Origin of the sequence: Litoreibacter janthinus (assembly GCF_900111945.1) — a bacterium.
Lineage (GTDB): Bacteria > Pseudomonadota > Alphaproteobacteria > Rhodobacterales > Rhodobacteraceae > Litoreibacter > Litoreibacter janthinus.
Window position 1 is genome coordinate 742,515 of the sequence record NZ_FOYO01000001.1, and the last position, 22,947, is coordinate 765,461.

Consider the following 22,947-nt stretch of genomic DNA (forward strand, 5'->3'; position numbering starts at 1 on the left):
GCTTAGTTGCCGAGTTCCTCGGTTGACGAGGCTTCAGTCTCTTCATCACGCAGTCGATGAATGTGGGCGATGAAGTAACGCATATGTGCATTATCCACGGTGCGATGCGCCTCTGACTTCCAAGCGTCATAGGCACTGGCATAGTCGGGATACATGCCAACCATATGAATGTCGTTGACGTCTTTGAATGCGTTTTTGGTCGGGTCAACAAGTTCGCCGCCAAAGACGAGGTGTAAGCGTTGGGTCATAAACTGGCTCCGGTAGTTCTGTTGTTTGCGGCGACAATACGCGATGGAGTACCCCTGCAACAGGGGCTTATTAGAACTCTGGCTGGCGGATTTTGGCTTGCAAAGCCTTGTGCAGGTTTGGCCCTGCGGCATGACACCCTTTGGTTTTTGGGTGCGGGCTGTTGAACATCAACGGGCTATCATGGCGGTCGGTGACAATCCCGCCAGCTTTGCGCACGATCAAGTCGCCCGCCGCTATATCCCATTCCCAGCAATCGCGCAGTGTCAGCATTGCATCATAGCGGCCCTGAGCCACGAGACAGAGACGGTAGGCAAGAGACGGGCGGAATTTACGCTGGATATTCGGAACGCTACCAACCCAGTTATTTGGGTCCATGTTCGGTTTGGTTGCAAGCACTGTTGCCCCATCAACCACAGATTGACTGGAGGCAGCGATAGGCGCGCCATTCAAAGTGGCCGCGGAACTGTCGGTCGCCGCAAACAGCAGGTCCATCATGGGCACATAGACAACTGCTGTGGTAATGCGACCGTTTTCAGAAATGGCGAGGGAGTGGGAAAAATGCCGTTCACCCGCAATAAACGCGCGAGTGCCGTCGATAGGATCAACAATAAAGACCCGATCATGCGACAGACGGGCCTCGTCATCTTCGGTTTCCTCGGAAAGCCAGCCATACGTCGCTCGCGCCGCAAGCAGGTCGGTTCGAAGCATGGTATCAATTTCTAGGTCGGCCTCGGTCACCGGACCGGCGTTGCCGTCCTTATGCCAGACCTCTGGATCGGCTTGGAAATAGGTCCGTGCAATGTCACCGCTGGCGTGCGCCGCGTCGATCAACAGCTTAAGGTCTTCAGTCGCCTGCAAGAGTAAGCCCCTCGACCAGAAGGCTAGGCACAACGCGGGACAGATGGGTCCGCGCATCGTTCGCAGGCTGAATCCCAACAAGCATGTCCAGAAGGTTGCCGGCCACAGTACATTCGTTGATCGCGTATTGCGGCTCCCCATTCTCAACCCAAATACCTGAGGCTCCACGTGAATAGTCGCCGGTGTTCGGGTTAATCGTGGAGCCGATCATAGAGGTGATCCAAAGCCCTGTGCCCATCTCGCGCATCAGGTCCTGCAAGCTGCGATCACCTTGGGTTAATGCGATATTGGTCACCGTTGGGCTAGGCGGACCCGACGTTCCACGCGAGGCGGATGCAGTCGGCGACATGCCAAGTTTTCGCGCATTTGCAAGATCAAGCGTCCAACCCTGCAACACACCATCACGCACGATGTCGCGCGGCACTGTCGCAAGCCCCTCGCCATCAAATGGTTTCGAGCCAGATATGCGTGGGCGATGGGGGTTCTCCGTTATCGACAGTGATTTAGGCAGAATCTGTGCCCCAAGTTTGTCCATCAGCCAAGACGATCCGCGCGCAATCATTGCGCCGTTTGAGGCCACCAGAAGGTGGCCAATAAGCGATGATGCGATACGTTCGTCAAAAATGACCGGATAAGCTCCGGTTTTCGGACGGCGTGCGCCCGCACGGGCCATTGTGCGCTCTGCCGCAATCCGCCCAACATCCTCTGGGCTTATTAGATCGCCTTGGAACGCGCGGCTTTCTCCGTAGTGGTCCCGTTCCATCCCGTTGCCTTCACCAGTGATGGCAACGCAAGACAGGCTGCGCCCAGTGCGCTTGTAGCCGCCGGAAAACCCGTTGGAAGTCGCAAGATGGATGCGACGTTGGCCATAACCGGCAGAGGCTGACTGAACCTGACTGATGCCCTGATGAGCCAGTGCGGCGGCCTCCGCGCGTTTGGCGTCGTCTTCAAGCTCTGCTGCGGCAGGTTCAGGCGTCGCGTCATATAACTCAAGGCTGTCGCTGTTCCATCCGCTGGCCAACTGAGTGGGGTCTGCAAGTCCGATGTATGGATCTTCGGGCGCCTCTTGTGCCATGGCCGCGGCGCGTTCCGCCATCGTTGTCAGCGTTGCGTCGTCAAAAAGCGATGATGAGACAATGGCCTGCTTTTGCCCGATCATAACCCGCAGGCCGATTTCGACCCCTTCTGACCGCTCCGCATGCTCCAGTTTGCCGCCGAGCACATCAATCGAAACAGATGTCCCGTCAATAGCGATAGCGTCTGCACTTTCGGCGCCAGCTTTGCGAGCGGCGTTCAGCATGCGGTCGGTCAGGGCCGACAGGTCTTGGGACATTGGGAAGCTCCAGCTTGGTCTGGGTTTGGAGGTAGTCCTAAGCACCGCTGCTTGCAAGGCGGCTGCGACAAGGATGGCTTGCAACTCCTCCCTTGGGCGGGTCAGATAGTGCGAAAGTGATGGAGGATGTCATGGTTGATCTCACTGGAAAAACTGCGCTGATCACAGGTGCAAGCCGTGGTATCGGCGCAGACACGGCGCGCGTTATGGCCAAGGCAGGTGCGAATGTGGTGCTTCTGGCGCGCAGTGCGGACGATCTGAAAGCCTTGGCGGCGGAGATCGGAGAGAAGGCGATTGCCTGTCCAACCAACGTCGCGAGTTTCGAAGAATGGGTAAGCGCCGTCTCCGTCGCGATGGATAAAACGGGGCGGGTTGACGTCTTGGTCAACAACGCTGGCCTCATCGATCCAATCGGGCGCTTGGAAGACACCGATCCAGAAGAATGGGGCCGCCTGATCGATGTGAATCTAAAAGGTGTCTATTATGGCGTGAAAGCTGTTCTGCCCGCCATGTTGAAGCAAGGCGCTGGGACTATTCTGAACATCAGCTCCGGCGCAGCGCACAACCCGCTGGAAGGGTGGAGCGCTTACTGTTCTTCCAAAGCAGGAGCCGCGATGTTGACCCGCTGTATCCACAAGGAGCACGGTGACGCGGGGTTGCGTGTCATGGGACTGTCGCCTGGAACGGTTGCCACCGAAATGCAGGTGAAGATCAAAGCCAGCGGCATCAATCCGGTGAGCGAGCTTGATCCATCGGTCCATATTCCTGCCGATTGGCCCGCCAAGGCGCTGCTTTGGATGTGCGGCCCTGACGCAGACGACTATCTTGGAGAGGAAATCTCGTTGCGAGAGGACAGCATTCGCGCCCGCGTGGGTCTCGGAGAATGATCGAAGTGACCAAGGGCGACGCCATTTGGGTGATCAAGATCAACAGGCCGGAAAAGGCGAATTCTCTGACACGTCGGATGCTCAAAGATTTGGCCCTTGCTGTGGAATCTGCGGCTGGCGAGGTGCAGGCCATCATTCTGACCGGCGAAGGCACAGTGTTCAGCGCAGGCGCAGATCTAGAGGCCGCGAAGGCCGGGCTGGCGGTCGATCCGATCTGGGAACGCCTCTCGCGCGCGATTGCCGATTTCCCGGGTCTAAGTATCGCGGCCCTGAATGGCACATTGGCGGGGGGCGCTATGGGCATGGCGCTTGCGTGTGATCTGCGTATCTGCGTGCCCACAGCTAAGTTCTTTTATCCAGTGATGAAGCTGGGTTTCCTTCCGCAACCATCTGACCCGCCGCGTCTAGTTGCTTTGGTTGGACCAGCGCGGGCGAAGATGATCCTGATGGCTGGACAGAAAGTCGAAGCAAATGAGGCGCTGCAATGGGGTCTGGTGGACCGTATCGTGGACGGCGATGATCTGCTCGACACGGCTAAGGAACTTGCGTCGGATGTCATTTCAGCCTCGCCAGAGCATGCCTCTGCCATCAAAACTATGCTGACTAGCCCTTCCTGAGCTTGCGTGCTCCGGGCCGAGCGCCGGGTGTCTTTGAATGAAAGTCGGGCGGTCGTTTGCAACCCAGTCGACAAATTTTTTCAACCTCGGGTGTGCGCGTAAAGCGTCTGGCGTGTTGTAGCTGCGTGCAAGGTCTGCCTCTGACAGGGTGGCGTGGATTTCGTTATGGCAAATCTGGTGGAGCAACGCGACTGGCCCACCTTTTCCACCTTTCAGCTTCGGAATCAGGTGATGCAAACTCTGCTTTGCGTCAGGCGGAATAGGCCGACGGCATAAAGGGCATGTCGGATGCTCCTGCGCCATAGGGCTTCCTTTGCTTGTTGTGTCCGATTAGAGGTTACCAAATCATTTAGATCGACCAAGGGCGTGCGCCATGGAAAACAATCCGATTGTTCAAAAAATGCTCGGCTACGGCGAGCAAGGCTTGGAGTTGGCTCTGGGCTGGCTCACAAGCCCCGCAGCATGGTCGCAGTTCGCGCTGTTGGTGGCTGCGTTCGGACTGGCGTGGTACTTGAACCGCCGCCTGAGCAAGACGCTAACCAATCTGCTAACGCCCGCCGCAGAGGCAGGAGGTTTGGTAGCTACAGCTCGGCGCTTCGTGCTAAGATTTCTTCCGTTGCTGCTGCCTTTACTGGCCTATGCCCTGACAGCGGTCGGCGAACAGGTTGTGCGCTCGCTGTTCGATAGTGGTGCGGTCATCGCGTTCGGCAAACGGGTTTTCCTGTTCCTCGCGGCACGCAGTTTGGTCCAGCAGATCATAACCGACCCGTTCCTGAAGCTTCTGGGCAAGTTCATTCTGATCCCAATCGCCGCGCTGTACGCGCTGGGCCTTTGGGACACCGCGACTGTCGCACTGACAGAGTTCAGAGTCGGCGTCGGTAATATATCGTTCTCTCTTATGTCACTGGTGCGCGGTGTGATCGCGGGGGCTTTGCTGTTCTGGCTAGGGCGGTGGTCCAACGACCAAAGCGCCGCGATGATCAGCAAGCAGGAAGAACTGCGTCCGGCGACGCGTCAGTTGGCCGTCAAAACCGTCGAGATCATCATTTTCGGCGCTGCGTTCTTGCTGTTGATGAACATCATGGGCATCAGCCTCGGAAGCCTTGCGGTGCTCGGTGGTGCCATCGGTGTTGGTCTTGGTTTCGGCCTTCAGAAAATTGCATCCAACTTTATCTCGGGCGTCATTTTGCTTTTGGAAGGCCAAGCCACCGTTGGTGACTTCGTCGAACTGGACGGAGGCGAAGCCGGAACAATCGTGAAGATGACAGCACGGGCGATTATTCTGGAAACCTACGATGGCCGCTGGATCGTTGTGCCAAACGAAGACTTTATTGTTACGCGGGTCACCAACTACTCGGATCAAGGCTCGGCGAACCGGTATGAAGCAGAGTTTTCCGTATCCTATGACACTGACATAAACACTGTGCCCGCAATTGTTGAAGCCGCAGTTCAGGCGCATCCTGATGTGCTGTTGGAGCCTTACCCCGCAGACTGCGAGTTGCGTGGATTTGGCGACAGTGGGATAGATTTCGCGGTGGAGTTCTGGGTAAACGGTATTGACGACGGTCGGCACAAATACACTTCCGACGTGCTGTTCCGCATTTGGAATGCCCTGCGCGACAACGGCATTCAGATTCCGTATCCGCACCGCGTTGTCGAATTCAAAGGCGAGTTTCCAAAGTGAGGGATGCCCTTGTCATCGGAGCGGGCCCTGCCGGTCTGATGGCGGCGGAAGCACTGGCCGATGCCGGATTGTCCGTCACGGTGGCGGAACAAAAGCCGTCGGTCGGGCGAAAGTTCCTGATGGCGGGAAAGTCCGGTCTGAATTTGACAAAGGATGAATCCGAAGATGCATTCTTGAACGCTTATAATGCGGATTGGCTTTTGCCTGCATTGCAGGAGTTCGGTCCGGTCGAGGTCATGGCGTGGGCGGAGGACTTGGGACAATCGATCTTCACAGGAACAAGCGGGCGGGTTTTCCCAAAAACGATGAAGGCATCGCCCTTATTGCGGGCCTGGCTGTCGCGACTGGCATCCAAAGCGGTAGTCATTGAAACGCGCTGGCGTTGGACAGGGTGGCGTGGGGATGCAACGGTGTTCCAGACTCCTGACGGCGAAACGGAACTTGAGCCCGCTGTTACCGTGCTTGCGATGGGCGGTGCGTCATGGCGCAGGCTTGGCTCTGACGGGGAATGGGCCAAACAGTTTAAGTCCGAGGAGATTAGCCAGTTCAAGCCCGCGAATATGGGATTTGTTGTTGAGTGGTCAGATCACATGGCTGCCCACTTGGGCGCCCCTTTGAAGAACATCGCACTTGGCGCAGATGGGGCCAAAATCCGAGGCGAGGCCGTGATCTCGTCCAAAGGGATAGAAGGCGGCGGCATTTATGCGGTGTCGGCGGCAGCGCGCGACGGGGCCGCATTGACCATCGATCTGTTGCCCGATTTGACCGTTGAAGAGGTTGAAAAACGTCTTCGCCGCAGGCGTGGGAAAGACAGCTTGTCAAACCACATGCGGAAAAATCTGAAGCTGGAGCCCGTGAAGCTGGCCTTGTTGCAGGAATTTGCGCGGCCACTTCCAGAACGCTCGGGCGAACTGGCTGCATTGGTCAAATCGCTACCCCTGCCGCACAAGGGCCCCCGCCCCATGGACGAAGCCATATCTACCGCTGGCGGGCTTTCGGTCATTGCTTTGGATAAGAACCTAATGCTCCGCACGCGCCCGGGCGTTTTCGCTGCGGGGGAAATGTTGGATTGGGAAGCCCCGACTGGCGGCTACCTGATCACCGGTTGCCTCGCGACGGGCCGTTGGGCAGGCATAATGGCCGCACGTTATGCCGCGCGACCAGTTAGGTCATAATCAATCCGCACGCGCCGCTTTATAGGCAGGCCGCTCGTGCATGGTTTTGAGGTATTCCTTTAAACGTGGCTCGGAAATCCCGAATTTCGCGCCTATCGCCCAGTCAAGGCAATGCGCAAGCAAGATGTCGGCTATTGTGAACTCTTCACCCATCAAGAACGGCCCATCACCCATTTGCGCCACCAACGCGGCTTGAGAGCGAGCGAATTCCCACTTCAGCGCCTCTTTGACCTCGGGCACACGCTTTTCTTCTGGCAGCACAAAGCTGTGCCGCGCGGCGGTCCAAAGCGCGCCGTCAAATTCATCGAGGATCATATGTGTGAACCCGTCCTGGCGCGCGCGTCCCAGTGTGCCCGCCTTAAGTGTCAGCCCGTTATGCTTGTCTGCCAGATAGGTCATGATCGCCACGCTGTCGGTAAGCACCGCGCCGTCAACGATCAGTGCAGGCACTTTGCCCGACGGGTTATGCTCTTTCACCTCGTCAGAGCGCGGGGCAGCAGGCAGTTGCGTATAGGGGAGGCCAAGCTCTTCGAGGGCCCACTTGACCCGCAGCGTGCGGGTTTGGGTCAAACCAATCAGTGTGTACATGACAGTTCCTTATCTGCGGTTCATCATTGCGAGACGGATTAAAGCACGCTCCATCAGCGCCATTTGAGGGGCCGTGCTAGCAGATCGGAGCTGCAAGTCCGTATCGGTCAGCAGCCTGAGTGCTGTTTCGAGCTTGTAAGTACCCCAAGCGCGCGCCTGTCGTAGCATCCGGTCTTTGCGCTTGTACGGCACCGGAGGGCGGGCGCGGGCGATTCCGGCGTCCGGCCCCTTGGGGTCGCTGGCTGCAAGGTGTAATTTGCGAAAGTGTTGAGTCGCACCGATGCATAGGCGCACAGCTGCAACGCCTTGCGCTTCCAGTTTTGCCAAGATCGGCCCAATCTCCTGAAAGCGGCCTTCTGCAACAATGTCGAGCGCATCATCAAGGGCCGCTTCGGAGGTTGCGGGCGCACAATTGGAGACATCTTCTGACGTTACGGGGCTCGAATCGCCGTATTTATAGAGCGACAGCTTCTCGACTGTTTGACGAAAATCGCCGGGCTCAAGCACACGGCCGAGATCCATCAGATCGCCCATAACATCCGGTGGGATGTCCGTGACGCCAGCTTTGCGCAGTTCGGCCTCAATCTCATCGCGTCCGGGCGGGTCGGCGTAGATAGCGGCGGAAAAGGCATTGTTGTGGCCTTCGAACATCTTCCGCAAAGCGGACCGCGGCGTGAGCTGGCCGCAAGTCACAAGGATCGTAGCGTCGCCCTGCTTCCAATCCTTGAGGGCGGCCTCGATGGCTTTGGCGACAGTGTCAGTGGCGTCTTCTACGAATGCCACCCGCGCGCCGGGGAAGAAACCTTGCGCCTTGATGGCATCCATCAGCATGGCAGGGTCTTTGCGCAGATCCGAAGACGCGATCCGCGTCAGACGCATTTCTTCTTCGCCCTGCGGGCCAACAAGGGCCGCGATAACCTCTTGACGGCGCATCGCAATACGCATGGCATCTGGGCCATAAATTAAAAGACCGGCGCGGGTCGGGTCAGGTTTGGCGAAAAAAGCGCGGGCGTCTTTCGGCGCGAGCTTCATCCTAGAACTTGCCGGAGTTTATCAGCAGGTCAGTCGTGATCTTGTCGGCCAATGCAGTCATCAGCCGCGAACGCGCATCGCGTTCTGCCGCCAAGGTCGAAACTGGCTGCGCCGAAGCAGAGTAAGCGGTGAACGTGTTAACTGTACCCTTATAGACCTGCGCACCTGTTCCAAGGTCACGTAACACGTAAACCGCTGTGCCCAGTAAGTTGTAGCGCGTGATGTCGTTGGAGCCTGAAATGGCCAGACCTTTTTCCTCTGTCGTGAGTGTCACAGTCATTCCATAGATTGGGGACTGAGCGCGCCCAAGTCTTTCCTCCAGCCGTGCGACCAGATCGAAGCTGTTCTTTGTTGTCGGTTCATCAACGATGATCGACCCGCGCAAACCGTTTGCGCTGCCGCCCGTGCCATAAACGGGCTCAAACCCGCAGGCCGCAAGGGCCGGCAAGGCAAGCAGCAGGAAACGACGGTTAAATGACGACATTGATGATCCGACCTGGCACAACGATGAGTTTCTTTGGCTCGCGACCTTCGAGAGCCTTGATGACAGCATCATGCGCCAGCGCCAGCTTTTCAACCTCTTCCTTAGTGGCCTCTGCCGCCACGTCGATTTCGCCTCGGCGTTTGCCATTGATCTGGATCGGCATTGTGATGGTGTCTTGGACCAACAACGCCTCGTCAGCGATGGGCCATGGGACATTGGCAATCAGGCCATCGCCGCCCAGGTGGGCCCAAATTTCCTCTGACAGGTGCGGTGTCATTGGCGACATTAGCTGCGCCAAGACCTTGACCGCTTTGCGTTTCGCGCCGGGGCCAGCCTTGGATTTGGAGATCGCATTGGCAAATTCATAAAGCTTTGCCACCGATTTGTTGAAGCCGAAGGTCTCGATACCAAGAGTGACTTCGTTGATGGCGATAGCGCTTGCGCGTTCCAAGTCTTGGTCTGTGTCGTCGCCGTCTTCAAGCTCGGCGGCCAATCGCCAGACGCGGCCAAGGAATTTCCAAGCGGCTTCCGCGCCGGAGGCCGTCCACTCTACATCCCGTTCGGGGGGGCTGTCGGACAGCACGAACCAACGCGCGGTATCCGCGCCGTATTGGTCGATGATATCGACAGGATCGACGACGTTCTTCTTGGATTTGGACATCTTCGCCGAAGGGATCACCTCGACAGCCTGGCCAGTTGCCCGAAGCGTGGCGTTCGCTTCGTCCACATCTTCTGGCAGGTGATAGACAGGCCGGTTGTTCTCATCCCGTGTTTGATAAATCGCATGCGTCACCATGCCTTGGGTGAAGAGTGCGTTAAATGGCTCCTCGCAGCCTTGAGGCAGATGCCCCGTCACCCGCATGGCGCGCGCAAAGAAGCGGGAATAGAGCAGGTGCAGGATCGCATGTTCAATCCCGCCGATATATTGGTCGACGTTCATCCAATAGGCTGCATCGTCGATATCGGTTGGCGTCTCAGCCCGTGGCGAGGTGAAGCGCGCGAAATACCAGGAACTGTCCACGAAGGTGTCCATGGTATCCGTTTCGCGCTTGGCGGCTTTACCACAAGACGGGCAAGGCGTGTCGCGCCATGTCGGGTGGCGGTCCAGCGGGTTGCCCGGAATGTCGAAGCTGACATCGTCGGGTAGCTCAACTGGCAGGTTTTCTTTCTTTTCGGGCACCACGCCACAATCGTCGCAATGAACGACAGGTATCGGGCAACCCCAATAGCGCTGACGGGACAGCCCCCAGTCACGCAGGCGATACTTGGTGACGCCTTCGCCCCAGCCAGCCTGCTCGGCGAAGTCGATGGTGGCGTTGATGGCCTCTTCGCCTGTCGCCACATCAAGACCCGCAAAGTGGTTGAGCCACTTCACCTTTTCGGTTTTCAGCGGCACGAAGGCGGCGTCTTCAACGGGTTTGGGGTCATCCAAAGCAAGGAAGGTATCGATCACCGGCAAATCATATTTGCGGCAGAAGTCCAAATCGCGCTGGTCATGGGCGGGGCAGGCAAAGATCGCGCCCGTGCCGTAGTCCATTAAAATGAAGTTCGCGACCCAAACCGGAAGCTCCCAGTCAGGGTTCAGCGGGTGCTTGACCTTAAGACCGGTGTCAAAACCCAGCTTTTCGCCGGTTTCCAGCGCTTCGGCTGTTGTGCCACCTTTGCGGCACTCCGCGATGAAAGCCGAGGCTTCGGGGTTGGACGCTTCCAACTCCTTTGCGAGCGGATGATCGGGTGAGATGCCGACGAAGCTGGCGCCCATCAATGTGTCGGGGCGGGTGGTGTAGACCTCAATCGGATCGCCGCCGTCTGTACGCTCAAACCCGAACTGCAAGCCGCGGGATTTGCCGATCCAGTTGGCCTGCATCAGCTTCACTTTGTCCGGCCAGTTGTCGAGGCCATCCAGCGCGCTCAATAATTCTTCAGACCAATCACTGATCTTGAAGAACCATTGCGTCAGCTCGCGACGTTCTACCGGAGCATCAGAGCGCCAACCCTTGCCATCAATCACCTGCTCGTTTGCCAGAACGGTCATGTCGACCGGGTCCCAGTTGACGGTCGCGTTCTTACGGTAGACGAGGCCCTTGTCCATCATGTCGAGGAACAAGGCCTGCTGTTGGCCATAGTATTCGGGGTCGCAGGTGGCAAATTCGCGGGTCCAGTCAATAGACAGGCCCAGCGGCTTCATCTGGTCACGCATGGCGGCGATGTTGCCGTAGGTCCATTCTTTGGGGTGGCCGCCGATTGCCATTGCGGCGTTTTCTGCGGGCATCCCGAAGGCATCCCAACCCATTGGATGCAATACGGAAAAGCCACAAGACGACTTATACCGCGCGATGACGTCGCCCATTGTATAATTGCGCACGTGCCCGATATGGATGCGACCCGACGGGTAGGGGAACATCTCTAGGACGTAGTATTTCTCGCGCGACTCGTCTCGGGTGGCGAGGAAAGTTTGAGCGTCATCCCAAGCTTTTTGCCATTTGGGTTCTACGGTGCGGGCGTTGTAGCGGGACATTTAGACTTCCTGAGATACGAAAAGCGCCGGGCGATGAGGCCCGGCGCATGTAATAGGGGTGCAGCTGGACTTGGTCCAGAGGCTAGAGCTTACCGTCTGCAATCCGAAGCTGGCGCGCGCGTGTCAGGATTGCATCCTCGACGGCGCGGGCCGTTTGGGTGGAGACTGCACTACCACCAGCCCCTTGCAGCGAAACGCGCAAGGATCGGGCATCAAGCGCGGGGTCTGTAATATATACAGTCGCGCGGTAAGCGCGGCCGCCGCCTTGGGGACGCCCATAGCCAAGCGCTATTGTGCCGGTGAACGGATCAGCAGCCTCAACAGGCATGAAGTTCAGCACATCCAGAGATGCTTTCCACAAATATTTGTTCACCTTCAGGGTGACATTGGGATCGTCATTGTTGGTGAACAGGTCGATGAACCGGCTGCCCTTCTTTACGGCGTTGGCGCGGGCGGCGCTGTCATAGTCGCGCGAGAAGCCGTTCGAGTCGTTCTCGCGGCGCTCATTTTTGCCTTTGCCGAAGATGCCGCTGCCGCCACAGGCGGAAAGCGCCAGAACTAGGGCGCAGGTTGCTGTCCATTTAAGAATGCGGATGCTCGCCATGGTTGAATGCTCTCGGCCTGTTGTTTTCCCTGTCTTATCGGACGCTGCGATTTGGAACAAGAAAGAATACCTGAACGGCCGATCGGCCCAAAAACGACACTGTGGCGCACTTGCATCATTCTGAGTGCGAAACTTTTGCGGGGGCAGCGTTGGCTTGAATTGATGGGCGGTCCGTAAGAAACAGACTGGGACTCAGTTCGGATTCCCTGAATTGAGGTGCACCTAATAACGAAACTCTCGAGGGAAAACGATGAAAAAAGTTCTCTTCGCCTCCACAGCTCTGGTCGCCTTCACAGGCGTTGCTGCTGCTGAGGTCGCCCTGTCCGGCCGTGCCGAAATGGGTATCTTCAAAGCCGACTCCGTCAGCGCTGCTGGCGTAGTCACTTCCAATGGCGCTCAATTCTTCACCGACATCGACGTGACTTTCACGATGTCCGGCGAAACCGACAACGGCCTGACCTTCGGCGCGTCCGTTGATCTGGACGAAGGCGGCGCAGTCTCCAACGCAACTCAGAACAACGCTGACGACGGTGGCGCAACCATCTTCATCTCCGGCGGCTTCGGCACCGTGACGATGGGTGACACCGACGGCGCTCTGGACTGGGCCCTGACTGAAGCTGGCAACGTTGGCAACCCAGGCTCCCTGGCTGACGACGAAACCTCGCACGCTGGTTACCTTGGTTCTTACCTGGACGGCGGCGGCTTCACTGCTGCTGGCGCTCGTACAGGCGACGGTCAAATCCTGCGTTGGGATTACACCTCGGGCGCCTTCGGCGTTGCGATCTCCTTGGAAGATGACAACGGTTCGAACGTTGCAAACACCGGTATCGGTTACGCAATCGGCTTCAAATACTCTCTGGACCTGTCCGGCACGACTGTTAACTTCGGTATCGGTCACCAAAAAGGCGCCGACAACACTGGCGTTGTTAACGATGCGAAAGCAACCGGTGTTTCCGTGTCTGCTTCCTTCGCAAACGGTCTGTCCGCTGGTGTGACTTACACCAACATGACAAACCTGCCAGTTGACAAGCACGTTGGTGTTGGCCTCGGCTACACAACCGGCGCGTTCTCGATCCACGCCAACTACGGCAAGTACTCCGGCGTAACCGGTATTGCTGACGTATCTGGTTACGGTATCGCAGCGGCTTACGACCTTGGCGGCGGTGCAGTTGTGCACTTCGGTTACGGTTCCGGCGACACCACCAACGCTGCAGGCACTGCAACTGTTGGCAAAGCCAAAACTATGTCCTTGGGTCTGGGCCTGAGCTTCTAAGCTCTCCCACCAAGAGATTGTTATTGAAGGCGGGCCGATTGGCCCGCCTTTTTTCGTTTCTGGGGCTGTTGCAAAAAAGCGCCTAAATCCTACCGCCGAATTTCTGCCACTTTCTCGGGCCTGGGTTTTATTTTACAGATGACGAGGAAATATTCGCGCCGACTCTCCGGTGCACTAACTTAAGAAGGCATTATGTCATGAAAAAACTCCTGATCGCTACAACCGCGCTGGTTTCCACCGCTGGTTTCGCAGCAGCTGAAGTTGCACTGTCCGGCCGCGCCGAAATGGGTGTGTTCAGAACAACTGCAACTGATATGCAATTCTTCACCGACATCGACGTGACTTTCACGATGTCCGGCGAAACCGACAACGGCCTGACCTTCGGTGCGTCCGTTGATCTGGACGAAGGCGGCGCAGTCTCCAACGCAACTCAGAACAACGCTGACGACGGTGGCGCAACCATCTTCATCTCCGGCGGCTTCGGCACCGTGACGATGGGTGACACCGACGGCGCTCTGGACTGGGCCCTGACTGAAGCTGGCAACGTTGGCAACCCAGGCTCCCTGGCTGACGACGAAACCACTCACGCTGGTTACCTTGGTTCTTACCTGGACGGCGCTAACGACGGTCAAATCCTGCGCTGGGATTACACCTCGGGTGCATTCGGTGTTGCAGTCTCCTTGGAAGACGACAACGGTTCGAACGTTGCAAGCACCGGCATCGGCTACGCCATCGGCTTCAAATACGCTCTGGACCTGTCCGGCACGACCGTCAACTTCGGTCTGGGCTACCAAAAAGCAGCTGACGCTGTTGGTGTTGCAAATGACGTCAAAGCGACCGGTCTTTCTGTTTCCGCAGCGTTCACCAACGGCCTGTCCGCTGGTGTGACTTACACGGACTTCAAAAACCACGCTTCGCGCGACAAGCACTATTCCATCGGCATGGGTTACACCACCGGTGCGATCTCTGTGCACGCCAACTACGGTAAGTTCAGCGGTGTTACTGCTGCACAAGACGCCAAAGGCTTCGGTGTAGCAGCAGCTTACGACCTGGGCGGCGGTGCAGTTGTGCACTTCGGCTACGGTTCGGGCAAAGTTAACGCAGCTGCGAACAGCTTCAAAACAGCGTCTTTCGGTCTTGGCCTGAGCTTCTAAGCTCTACCGACCTTCAGATTTGGAAAGAGCGGGCTTCGGCCCGCTCTTTTCTTTTGTGCGACAGTATGTTGGATAGGTTCTGTTAACTGCTCAGGAGCCAGCCCCATGTCGCTATCGATTATTCAAAGCCGCATCGCAGCTGAAGAACAGCGGGCCGGACGTCCCGCAGGAAGCGTGCGGCTTATTGCTGTGTCCAAAGTTCAACCGGATGAGCGGGTCAAGGCAGTTCTCCAACAGGGTCAACGCATTTTTGGCGAAAACCGCGTTCAGGAAGCGGCTGGGAAATGGCCTGACTTTCGCGACTCCTTTGACGGTGTGGAGCTTCATCTGCTTGGCCCACTACAAACAAACAAGACGCGGCAGGCGATGGAGTTGTTCGACTACTTTCACACCCTCGACCGGCTGAAACTGGCCAAGCGCATTGCGATAGTACGAGACGAGCTTGGTCGCTGCCCAGAGCTGTTTATCCAAGTAAACACAGGTGACGAATCGCAAAAAGCAGGAATCTCTCCTGAAGATACCGATGCATTCGTGGCCGAATGTCGCGCGTTGGAGCTGCCTGTCATTGGCCTGATGTGCATCCCCCCCGTTGATGACGAACCCGCAGAGCATTTTGCCTTATTGCGCGATCTTGCCGAGCGGAATGGATTGAGCGAGCTAAGCATGGGCATGAGCGGTGATTTCGAATGCGCCATTGCTCAAGGTGCAACATATGTGCGCGTGGGGTCGGCGATTTTTGGGGATCGCGTCGCGCCTACGGCCTGACGATCACGCGGGTCCCCAACTCAACATTGCGGGCGATCCACAGCAAGTTTTCCGCAGAATAGGCGACGCAGCCTTCCGTCGGATGACGTGGCTTTCGCCAGCGATGGATGAAGATAGCTGACCCATTTCCGGAGATGGAATTCGGGTAGTTCCAATCCGTCAAAAGCACCAGATCATAAAGCCGGTCCGCGCGACGCAATGCTTCATGGCTCCCAGTATAGGGTGCGCGAACCGGGTGGTTATAGTCGGGGCGGTTTGGATCATCACTCCACAAGTCGGCGGGTCCGATTGGCTTTGCCCAAGCCGCAGGCTGATTAATCCGGTCAGGGCGATACAGCATTCCCACTATGCGGTGAGTGCCAACGGGCGTTGCCCCGTCTCCTTCGCGCTTGTTCGCGCAGATGCCGCCTTTGCCAATGCTGCAAGGGATCACTTGCCCCAAGAAGCGTGTTCCCCACCGAGTCACAACAAGATCAGAGGGCGTCATAAAAGATGTCCGGATTTCGCAGCTTTCGTGGCTAAATAGTCGGTGTTGTGACGGGTCTCCCCAACTTTCAATGGCACTCGCTCGACCACTTCCAGACCATTCGCTTCCAGCATCGCCAGTTTAGCCGGATTGTTGGTCAGCAGACGGATTTTGCTAAAGCCCATCGACTTAAGAATTCCTGCGCCTATGCGAAAATCCCGCTCGTCATCTTCGAATCCAAGGCGATGGTTGGCCTCCACGGTGTCGAAGCCCTGATCTTGAAGGGAATATGCCCGCATCTTGTTTGCCAAGCCAATGCCGCGGCCTTCTTGGTTCAGGTAGAGTAAGACGCCTTCGCCTTCAGTCCCCATTTGCGCCAAGGCGCCCCGCAGCTGCGGGCCGCAATCGCACTTTAACGACCCCAGCAGGTCACCTGTGAAACAGGCAGAATGCAGGCGAGTTAGAACGGCCTCTGACCGGGAAGGTTGACCGATCTCTATCGCATAATGCTCTTCGCCGCCGTCTTCTGGGCGGAAAACGTGCAACCGGCCAGCCTCACTGACCTGCAAGGGTAGTCGCGCGCTGACCAACGGATGGAGCGGACTTGCGGTGGCTGAAATCGTTGCCAATGCGTCTGCATTCAATGCGGTAAGCTGGTGGAACGCTGCATATCCAATCGGATCGTCCAGCTGTGCCATAACAACGGCGGGCAGAAGGCGGGCGTCTTTGGCAAGCTGGATCGCGAGGCGAGCGTCGCCCGCAGACCCCTCACGCAGTGTTTGCAGTGGACCTTTCATCGGCGCGTTCAGATCATCCGCCGGATCGGCGATCGCAACGACCCAGTCTACTGGGGCATCAGCTGGCATCACGATACGGGCAACGTCAGCGTCATAGGCGTGAGCCTTGAGTGTGCGCGCGCGCCAGTCAGTAATCGCAAGAACCAATGGCATACCGGAGATCTGCAATGCCTTCAGTCGCGCTTCACTCAGTGTTTCCGCCGCAAGCACAAGGGACGTACCGATCACGACGGGTACGCCCATACGCAGATCAGCCCGAGCGCGGGCGGCGAGTTCGATTATGTCAGGCGCAAGGGTCATGGGGTTTATCTTGTAACAAAGTCAGCTCTCTTCTACGTCAAACGAAAGAAAGTTGAAACATACAGCCCTCCTGCGACACGAGGCCGTGAATAACGCCGCCGTGAGTTGTTTCCATCGGGCCCAGGTCACATCTTGTAACCAACAAGAGAGGACACTGACCTATGGCGACATTGAAAAAAATCCTGCTGGTAGATGATGATGAGGACCTGCGCGAGGCGCTGTCCGAGCAACTTGTCATGACAGAAGATTTCGATGTGTTTGAAGCCGGCAACGGCGTTGACGCAATGCAAAAAGCCAAAGAGGCGATTTACGATCTGGTCGTCCTAGATGTCGGTTTGCCTGACACCGACGGCCGAGAATTGTGCCGTCTTATGCGCAAGCAAGGGGTAAAGTGCCCTATTTTGATGCTGACCGGGCATGACAGTGACGCAGACACCATTTTGGGCCTAGACGCGGGCGCGAATGACTACGTGTCCAAGCCGTTCAAGTTCCCTGTGCTGCTGGCGCGGATTCGCGCCCAGTTGCGTCAGCATGAGCAATCTGAAGACGCGGTTTTCCAGCTTGGGCCCTATACGTTCAAGCCAGCGATGAAGATGCTCATTACAGAGGATGAAAAGAAAATCCGTCTTACCGAAAAAGAGACGAATATTCTGAAGTTCCTTTACCGTTCCACCGACGGAGTGGTGGCCCGCGACGTGCTGCTACATGAAGTCTGGGGTTACAACGCGGGTGTGACGACGCACACTTTGGAGACGCATATTTACCGGCTCCGCCAGAAAATAGAACCAGATCCGTCAAATGCGCGCCTTCTTGTGACCGAATCTGGCGGCTACAAGCTAAATGTCTGAGGCTTGATCTCAGTCAAGGTTCCCCTGGTCGCGACGGGGTTATGTTGCGGCATTCTCCCTGTTGGACTGGCCCGGGCTGACGCCCGGGCATTTTTTTGGCCAAACACAGTTGGCGCACGAACACCCTTAGCGTGTGGGAAGCCGCAGGCGTAGCGCCCCGTAAATGGCAAGCCCCACGCAGACGATTGCTCCAAAAACATAGGGGACACGCAATGCTGTATCGCGACCAATTGCGCCTTCTAGAACAGAGACAAGCAGCCCTGCAAACAGTGCGCCCAATGGGATCGAGCCCCAGCCGAAAAAGCGGTAGATCGAATTTACCCGTCCCAGCAACGCGTCAGGAATCAGCCGTTGGCGCAAGGACACGGTGACGACATTCCATGTCATCCCCGCAGCCATCTCCAGAAACAGCGCTCCGCCAGCTAGCCAAGGGTTTGTCGTCAGCGCCAGCAGTATGAATGGAAACGGGAATACGATAAGCGCCCCGAGGACGCAGGCTTGAGCCCCGAAGCGGTGAACCAATTTGGGGCCGATCATACCGCCACACACGCCCCCCGCCGCGCCCGCCGTTAGCAAAAACCCGTGTTCGGTTGCCTCAAGTCCCATGAGTTCTTGAGACAGCAAGACGAGCATCGTCGCGCTCATCATCGTGACAAAATTTAAAACGCCAAGCATCAAGGCGAGTCGAAGGATCAAAGGTTGGCCGCGCATCCAAGCGACGCCTTCTTTCATTTGTCGCCAGAATCCAGCGGTTTGCTGAACCTGCACGCGCGGCAACATTGCGATTTGCCAGATCAGGAAGGCCGCGATGCCAAATGTAGCGGCGTCGACCAAGAAAGGGGCAGGGACCGATATTGCGATCAATAGGCCCGCGATGGGTGGGCCGACGAATTGGCCCATGATCTGTTCAATGCTCCATAGCTGCCCGTTTGCTCGCTCCAGATCTGTCTTTTCGACCACGGATGGTAGGGCAGTCTGAGCAGCGTTGTCCCGGACCACCTCTGCGCTTCCCAGAAGGAATGCAGCGGCGCATAGTCCTAGGATCAATGGCATCGCTTGGGCCGCGTTGTCTGCCAAGGGCATAGGCGGTGCGGAAAGGATCAGGCCGACAACGCCCATGGTTAGCACCATCCGCAGCATATCCGCGCCCACCATCAATCTTTGCCGATCCATCCGGTCTGTAATGACACCCGCAGGCAACGAGAATAGCAGCCACGGGAGTCGCGTAGCCGCTGCGACCGCTGAAATCAAAAACGGGTCTCGGGTGATCAATGTTGCAAGCCAAGGGAACGCCAACGCAGAGATGCCATCGCCCAGATTTGATACGGCCGTCGCAGAGAAGAGCAGTCGGAAGTTTCTATTGGCTGCAAAGAGCGACATCGGGTGTTTCCTTGTGGTGCTTACGAAAACGTCGGACTAATCTCGCCCCAAGTCAAACCGGAGAAGTGCCATGTCATTCACCCTTGCCACCTGGAACATCAACTCGGTTCGTTTGCGCGAAGGCCTGGTGTTGAAGCTCTTGCGTGAAGAGGCGCCGGATGTGCTGTGCTTGCAGGAATGTAAGAGCCCAGTGGACAGAATCCCGCTGGAAGGGCTGAATGCGCTTGGCTACACGCACATGGTTGCACGGGGTCAAAAAGGCTATAACGGCGTCGCCATCATCTCGCGGTTGCCGCTGGTTGAAGCAGGTGCGGAAGACTACGCGTCCTTGGGCCACGCCCGCCACGTCGCTGCCCGCCTTGAGAACGGAGTGACGATCCACAACCACTACATTCCTGCTGGCGGCGATGTGCCAGACCGGACCGTGAACGAGAAGTTTGGTCAGAAGCTGGATTACCTGACAGAGCTGCGTGATGCGTTTCATGCGGAAAGGCCGTCTAAATCCATTCTTGTCGGGGATTTGAATATCGCCCCGCGCGAAGACGACGTCTGGTCCCACAAACAGCTTCTGAAGGTTGTCAGTCATACCCCGATCGAGGTCGAGCACTTCAACGAGGTAATGGATGCAGGCGGGTGGCATGACGCGACGCGCAACGACATCCCTGAGGGTGTGCTCTATTCTTGGTGGTCCTATCGTGCGCGCGACTGGGACACGGCTGACAAAGGCCGACGGCTGGATCATGTCTGGGCCACGGCCGATATTGCATCTGCAGGTCATTCATCTCGCGTTCTGCGGAACGCTCGCGGCTGGGAGAAACCATCTGACCACGCCCCAGTCTTTGCTACATTTGATCTTTGAGCAAAGAGCGCACATATACAGGTCAACTGAGACAACCCTCCGAGGAGAACAGCATGCTTGAATTAAATGTAGGCGGCATCCCCGCCGGTGGTAGCGACCTGATCAAAGATACGAGCGAAGCAACGTTCATGGTCGATGTAATCGACGCATCCCACGAAGTTCCGGTGATTGTTGATTTTTGGGCCCCATGGTGCGGCCCGTGTAAAACTCTTGGCCCAGCGTTGGAAGCCGGCGTCCAAGCGGCAAAGGGTGCCGTGAAAATGGTGAAGGTCGACGTGGACCAGAACCAGCAAATCGCAGCGCAACTACAAATCCAATCTATCCCCACAGTTTATGCATTCTACAAAGGCAAGCCGATAGATGCGTTTCAAGGGGCTTTGCCGGCCAGCGAAATCAAGGGTTTCATTGACAAATTGATCGCTGAATCTGGCGGCGAGGTCGACGAAGGACTGGGCGAAGCCATTGCGGCCGCTGAAGCCATGCTGGAAGAGGGCGCAGCCGTTGATGCAGCCCAAACCTTCGCAGCAATTCTTGGCGAAGAGCCGAACAACCCCGCGGCCTATGCCGGGCTCGTGCGTGCCCATTTGGCGCTGGAAGAACTGGATAAGGCGACGGCCCTGCTCGACAACGCACCGGCAGAGCTAAACGGACTGCCAGAAATCGAAGCCGTGCGCGCGCAACTGGATTTGTTGCGGCAGGCGGAGGATACAGGACCCGTGGCAGAGCTTCAGGCGGCGGTGGATTCAAACCCCGATGACCATCAGGCGCGACTTGACCTTGCGGTTGCGCTTCATGCGTCGGGCGATGCGCAAGCAGCGGTCGACCAACTTCTGGAACTATTCCGTCGCGATCGCGAATGGAATGACGGTGCCGCCAAGACCCAGTTATTCACCGTTTTCGATGCGTTGAAGGCAGATGATCCGGTTGTATTGAATGGCCGCCGGAAATTGTCGTCGATGATATTTGTCTGAACCCGCGCGCGGGCTAAGTGCATGCGTATGATGAACTCAGCAGATCTTCCCGCCACGATACCGGTCTTCCCCTTGCCCGGCGCGCTCTTGCTGCCTCGAGCAAGGTTGCCGCTTCACTTGTTTGAGCCGCGGTACCTTCAGATGTTCGAAGACGTATTGAAAACGTCTCATCGGTTGATTGGAATGGTCCAAACCCACAAGAAGCCAAACGGGGACGAGCAACTCCACGCTATTGGTTGTGCGGGCCGTGTCACGCAGTTCTCCGAAACCGAAGACGGACGCTACATGATTACGCTCGCGGGGATTTCGCGCTTCCGAGTTGAGAAAGAGGTTACTGGCTTCAGCCCCTACCGAAAGGCAGAGGTCAGCTGGGAGGGCTTCGAGCGCGATCTTGGCAAGCCAGAGCAGGATGATACGTTCGACCGCGAGATGTTCTTGAACACTTTGGGCAAGTTTTTTGACGTTCATGATCTCAGGACGGATTGGGAAAGCCTGAAAGACGCAGATACAGAACTTCTGATCAATTCGCTGTCCATGCTTTGCCCGTTTGAGCCTGAAGAGAAGCAGGCTTTACTAGAGGCTCCGTCCTTGACGACCCGCCGAGAAACGCTGATGACATTGATAGAGTTTGCGCTTCGAGGCGGCTCTTCCGAGGAGATGATTCAGTGACTGAGCCAAGTTTCGACCGCCATATGCTGGAAGGCTTGGTTTGCCCCGTCACGCAAGGCGTCTTGTCTTACGATGCGGAGAAGCAGGAGCTGGTCTCTAAAGGCGCGCGATTAGCGTTTCCTATCCGAGGCGGCATTCCGATTATGCTTGTCGACGAAGCGCGCAAGCTCGACTAAAGCGGACGTCCCTGGAGTAGCCTTGGCAGGTCTCCCGTAAGGCCAGCTGCCTCTCTGATAAAGGTACGGCGCAGGGCAGGGATCGCATTCACCAATCCCATCCCGATGTCGCGACCCGCGCGGAGAAGTGGATTATCGTTTGAAAACAGCTCATTGAAGCTGTTCGTCGCCATGGCCAAAGTTGTCGTGTCGAAACGCCGCCATTCTTCATAGCGGGCAAGTACCGCTTGGGAGCCAATGTCTTCGCCGCGTCGACGGGCGTCAACCAGCGTTTGTGCCAAGGCCCCGACATCACGCAGACCTAGATTAAGGCCTTGCCCTGCGATCGGATGAACGCCATGCGCGGCGTCTCCAACCAGTGCGAGCCTATTATCGACGAGCCGATCGGCCAAGGTCAGGTTCAGCGGGTAAGAGAACCGCGCCCCTGTCACATGAATATCGCCCAAGAAATCGCCGAAAGCGGGGCGTAGTGCATCAATAAAGGCGTCGTCACTCAGTGCTGACAACTCTTTGGCGCGTTCATGGGATTCTGCCCAAACAATAGAGCTACGATTGCCTGTCAGTGGCAAGATCGCCAAGGGACCAGCGGGCATAAAGAACTGATGCGCAATGCCATGATGTGGGAGTTGATGCCCAATTGCGGCGACGAGGGCTGTTTGCCCGTAATCTTTGAAGCTCCGTCCGATGCCACCTCGCTCCGCGACGCCACTGCGCCGACCGTCGCTGCCTACTAAAAGGCGTGTGCGGATGGTTTTTCCCGACTCCAAGGCGACGCTTGCTGCAGACTGATCAACCGATTGGGCAATCACAGTTTCGGACGTCAAATGCGTGATCCGGTCATGCGCTGCAATCTGGGCAAGGAACGCCCGCCGCAGGTGGCGGTCCTCCACCATAAAACCCATCGGGCCTTCTTCAATCTCGGTATGATCGAAATGCATCCAGAATGGTGATGGGCCTTCGCCCGCGCGACCATCAGTGACTTTGATCTCCAGCATCGGCTGGACGTCGTCGGCCAACATTTTCCACGTGCCTAAAGCGTCGAGAAGACGCTTTGAAGCTAGGGCAAGTGCGTAGGATCGCCCATCGAAGCTGTCCTCGGTCAGAGTGTCGATTGGCAAGCTGTCGATCAGCGTGACCGACATGCCGCCACTGGCCAGCGCCAAAGCGAGTGCGCAACCGTTCAAGCCGCCGCCGACGATGGCGATATCACTGTCATATTCCATAACCCTCAATATGTGGGGCAAGGTGGGATTGTCCATG

At 57.1% G+C, this 22,947-nt stretch carries 24 protein-coding genes and 1 pseudogene; 12 read left to right on the plus strand and 13 right to left on the minus strand.

Annotated elements, in window-relative coordinates:
* Window positions 1–2: 2 nt before the first annotated feature.
* From BM352_RS03750 to BM352_RS03760, 3 genes are all read right to left on the minus strand, one after another.
* Window positions 3–248 carry a DUF4170 domain-containing protein gene (locus BM352_RS03750; RefSeq protein WP_090212699.1) on the minus strand — a complete coding sequence of 82 codons (246 nt, stop codon included), beginning with the start codon at window positions 246–248 and terminating at the stop codon, window positions 3–5.
* Window positions 249–318: 70 nt separating this feature from the next.
* Window positions 319–1,107: a 3'(2'),5'-bisphosphate nucleotidase CysQ gene (locus BM352_RS03755; protein ID WP_245780904.1), complete on the minus strand. Its 789-nt coding sequence runs from the start codon at window positions 1,105–1,107 to the stop codon at window positions 319–321.
* A complete protein-coding gene (locus BM352_RS03760) occupies window positions 1,094–2,440 on the minus strand; it encodes a TldD/PmbA family protein (RefSeq protein ID WP_090212704.1) in 1,347 nt (448 codons plus the stop codon). Before BM352_RS03760 ends, BM352_RS03755 begins: the two co-directional genes overlap by 14 nt.
* A 131-nt stretch (window positions 2,441–2,571) precedes the next feature.
* On the opposite strand from BM352_RS03760, the gene BM352_RS03765 reads away from it, so the two are divergent.
* Both BM352_RS03765 and BM352_RS03770 read left to right on the plus strand, forming a co-directional pair.
* The gene (locus BM352_RS03765; protein WP_090212707.1) at window positions 2,572–3,327 is read left to right on the plus strand and encodes an SDR family oxidoreductase; all 756 of its coding nucleotides are present in this window, start codon (window positions 2,572–2,574) and stop codon (window positions 3,325–3,327) included.
* A complete protein-coding gene (locus BM352_RS03770) occupies window positions 3,324–3,944 on the plus strand; it encodes an enoyl-CoA hydratase/isomerase family protein (protein ID WP_090212710.1) in 621 nt (206 codons plus the stop codon). The genes BM352_RS03765 and BM352_RS03770 overlap by 4 nt, the downstream gene beginning before the upstream one ends.
* On the opposite strand, the pseudogene BM352_RS19090 reads toward BM352_RS03770, so the two are convergent.
* Window positions 3,931–4,247 (minus strand): annotated as a pseudogene (locus tag BM352_RS19090) (HNH endonuclease). The gene BM352_RS03770 and the pseudogene BM352_RS19090 sit on opposite strands and share 14 nt — an antisense overlap.
* 70 nt (window positions 4,248–4,317) lie before the next feature.
* Between BM352_RS19090 and BM352_RS03780 the strand changes: the two are divergent.
* Both BM352_RS03780 and BM352_RS03785 read left to right on the plus strand, forming a co-directional pair.
* Entirely contained in the window at window positions 4,318–5,628 is a 1,311-nt protein-coding gene (locus BM352_RS03780) for a mechanosensitive ion channel family protein (RefSeq protein ID WP_090212713.1), read from the plus strand.
* Window positions 5,625–6,803, plus strand: coding sequence for a TIGR03862 family flavoprotein (locus BM352_RS03785; RefSeq protein WP_090212715.1), 1,179 nt, complete (start codon window positions 5,625–5,627; stop codon window positions 6,801–6,803). Before BM352_RS03780 ends, BM352_RS03785 begins: the two co-directional genes overlap by 4 nt.
* On the opposite strand, the gene BM352_RS03790 is transcribed toward BM352_RS03785, so the two are convergent.
* The 5 genes from BM352_RS03790 to BM352_RS03810 all read right to left on the minus strand — a co-directional run bounded on the left by BM352_RS03790 (window position 6,804) and on the right by BM352_RS03810 (window position 12,029).
* Window positions 6,804–7,391: a glutathione S-transferase family protein gene (locus BM352_RS03790; protein ID WP_090212718.1), complete on the minus strand. Its 588-nt coding sequence runs from the start codon at window positions 7,389–7,391 to the stop codon at window positions 6,804–6,806. It lies immediately after the preceding gene.
* Between the two features lie 9 nt (window positions 7,392–7,400).
* Window positions 7,401–8,423 carry a DNA polymerase III subunit delta gene (holA, locus tag BM352_RS03795; RefSeq protein WP_090212720.1) on the minus strand — a complete coding sequence of 341 codons (1,023 nt, stop codon included), beginning with the start codon at window positions 8,421–8,423 and terminating at the stop codon, window positions 7,401–7,403.
* 1 nt (window position 8,424) lies between these two features.
* Window positions 8,425–8,907, minus strand: a complete 483-nt coding sequence (gene lptE / locus BM352_RS03800) for an LPS assembly lipoprotein LptE (RefSeq protein WP_090212723.1) — start codon at window positions 8,905–8,907, stop codon at window positions 8,425–8,427.
* Window positions 8,894–11,425, minus strand: a complete 2,532-nt coding sequence (gene leuS / locus BM352_RS03805; RefSeq protein WP_090212726.1) for a leucine--tRNA ligase — start codon at window positions 11,423–11,425, stop codon at window positions 8,894–8,896. The genes lptE and leuS overlap by 14 nt, the downstream gene beginning before the upstream one ends.
* An 82-nt stretch (window positions 11,426–11,507) precedes the next feature.
* The gene (locus BM352_RS03810) at window positions 11,508–12,029 is read right to left on the minus strand and encodes a DUF3576 domain-containing protein (RefSeq protein ID WP_090212729.1); all 522 of its coding nucleotides are present in this window, start codon (window positions 12,027–12,029) and stop codon (window positions 11,508–11,510) included.
* Between the two features lie 250 nt (window positions 12,030–12,279).
* Between BM352_RS03810 and BM352_RS03815 the strand changes: the two genes are divergently transcribed.
* The 3 genes from BM352_RS03815 (at window position 12,280) to BM352_RS03825 (ending at window position 15,221) form a co-directional block, all read left to right on the plus strand.
* Complete coding sequence (locus BM352_RS03815; RefSeq protein WP_090212731.1) at window positions 12,280–13,302, plus strand: porin; 1,023 nt, start codon at window positions 12,280–12,282, stop codon at window positions 13,300–13,302.
* A 197-nt stretch (window positions 13,303–13,499) separates the two neighbouring features.
* Window positions 13,500–14,456 carry a porin gene (locus BM352_RS03820; protein ID WP_090212734.1) on the plus strand — a complete coding sequence of 319 codons (957 nt, stop codon included), beginning with the start codon at window positions 13,500–13,502 and terminating at the stop codon, window positions 14,454–14,456.
* 105 nt (window positions 14,457–14,561) lie between these two features.
* Window positions 14,562–15,221 carry a YggS family pyridoxal phosphate-dependent enzyme gene (locus tag BM352_RS03825; RefSeq protein ID WP_090212737.1) on the plus strand — a complete coding sequence of 220 codons (660 nt, stop codon included), beginning with the start codon at window positions 14,562–14,564 and terminating at the stop codon, window positions 15,219–15,221.
* Here the strand turns inward: BM352_RS03825 and BM352_RS03830 are convergent.
* Together BM352_RS03830 and ribA are read right to left on the minus strand one after the other, a co-directional pair.
* On the minus strand, window positions 15,211–15,708 hold the full coding sequence (locus tag BM352_RS03830) for a L,D-transpeptidase family protein (protein WP_090212740.1): 498 nt from the start codon (window positions 15,706–15,708) through the stop codon (window positions 15,211–15,213). The genes BM352_RS03825 and BM352_RS03830 overlap by 11 nt on opposite strands.
* Window positions 15,705–16,784 carry a GTP cyclohydrolase II gene (gene ribA, locus BM352_RS03835; RefSeq protein ID WP_090212743.1) on the minus strand — a complete coding sequence of 360 codons (1,080 nt, stop codon included), beginning with the start codon at window positions 16,782–16,784 and terminating at the stop codon, window positions 15,705–15,707. Before ribA ends, BM352_RS03830 begins: the two co-directional genes overlap by 4 nt.
* A gap of 161 nt (window positions 16,785–16,945) precedes the next feature.
* Here ribA and BM352_RS03840 point away from each other — a divergent pair, with 161 nt between their 5' ends.
* The gene (locus BM352_RS03840) at window positions 16,946–17,632 is read left to right on the plus strand and encodes a response regulator transcription factor (protein ID WP_090212746.1); all 687 of its coding nucleotides are present in this window, start codon (window positions 16,946–16,948) and stop codon (window positions 17,630–17,632) included.
* Window positions 17,633–17,758: 126 nt separating this feature from the next.
* On the opposite strand, the gene BM352_RS03845 is transcribed toward BM352_RS03840, so the two are convergent.
* The gene (locus BM352_RS03845; RefSeq protein WP_090212750.1) at window positions 17,759–19,012 is read right to left on the minus strand and encodes an MFS transporter; all 1,254 of its coding nucleotides are present in this window, start codon (window positions 19,010–19,012) and stop codon (window positions 17,759–17,761) included.
* Window positions 19,013–19,082: 70 nt separating this feature from the next.
* Here BM352_RS03845 and BM352_RS03850 point away from each other — a divergent pair, with 70 nt between their 5' ends.
* From BM352_RS03850 to BM352_RS03865, 4 genes are read left to right on the plus strand one after another with little or no spacing between them, the layout of a single operon-like run.
* A complete protein-coding gene (locus BM352_RS03850; protein ID WP_090212753.1) occupies window positions 19,083–19,871 on the plus strand; it encodes an exodeoxyribonuclease III in 789 nt (262 codons plus the stop codon).
* A gap of 53 nt (window positions 19,872–19,924) precedes the next feature.
* Complete coding sequence (gene trxA / locus BM352_RS03855) at window positions 19,925–20,842, plus strand: thioredoxin (protein ID WP_090212756.1); 918 nt, start codon at window positions 19,925–19,927, stop codon at window positions 20,840–20,842.
* Window positions 20,843–20,869: 27 nt separating this feature from the next.
* Window positions 20,870–21,511: an LON peptidase substrate-binding domain-containing protein gene (locus tag BM352_RS03860; protein ID WP_090212759.1), complete on the plus strand. Its 642-nt coding sequence runs from the start codon at window positions 20,870–20,872 to the stop codon at window positions 21,509–21,511.
* Window positions 21,512–21,534: 23 nt separating this feature from the next.
* The gene (locus BM352_RS03865) at window positions 21,535–21,687 is read left to right on the plus strand and encodes a Trm112 family protein (protein ID WP_090219829.1); all 153 of its coding nucleotides are present in this window, start codon (window positions 21,535–21,537) and stop codon (window positions 21,685–21,687) included.
* On the opposite strand, the gene BM352_RS03870 is transcribed toward BM352_RS03865, so the two are convergent.
* Complete coding sequence (locus BM352_RS03870; protein ID WP_090212762.1) at window positions 21,684–22,946, minus strand: UbiH/UbiF/VisC/COQ6 family ubiquinone biosynthesis hydroxylase; 1,263 nt, start codon at window positions 22,944–22,946, stop codon at window positions 21,684–21,686. The genes BM352_RS03865 and BM352_RS03870 overlap by 4 nt on opposite strands.
* Window position 22,947 lies beyond the last annotated feature (1 nt).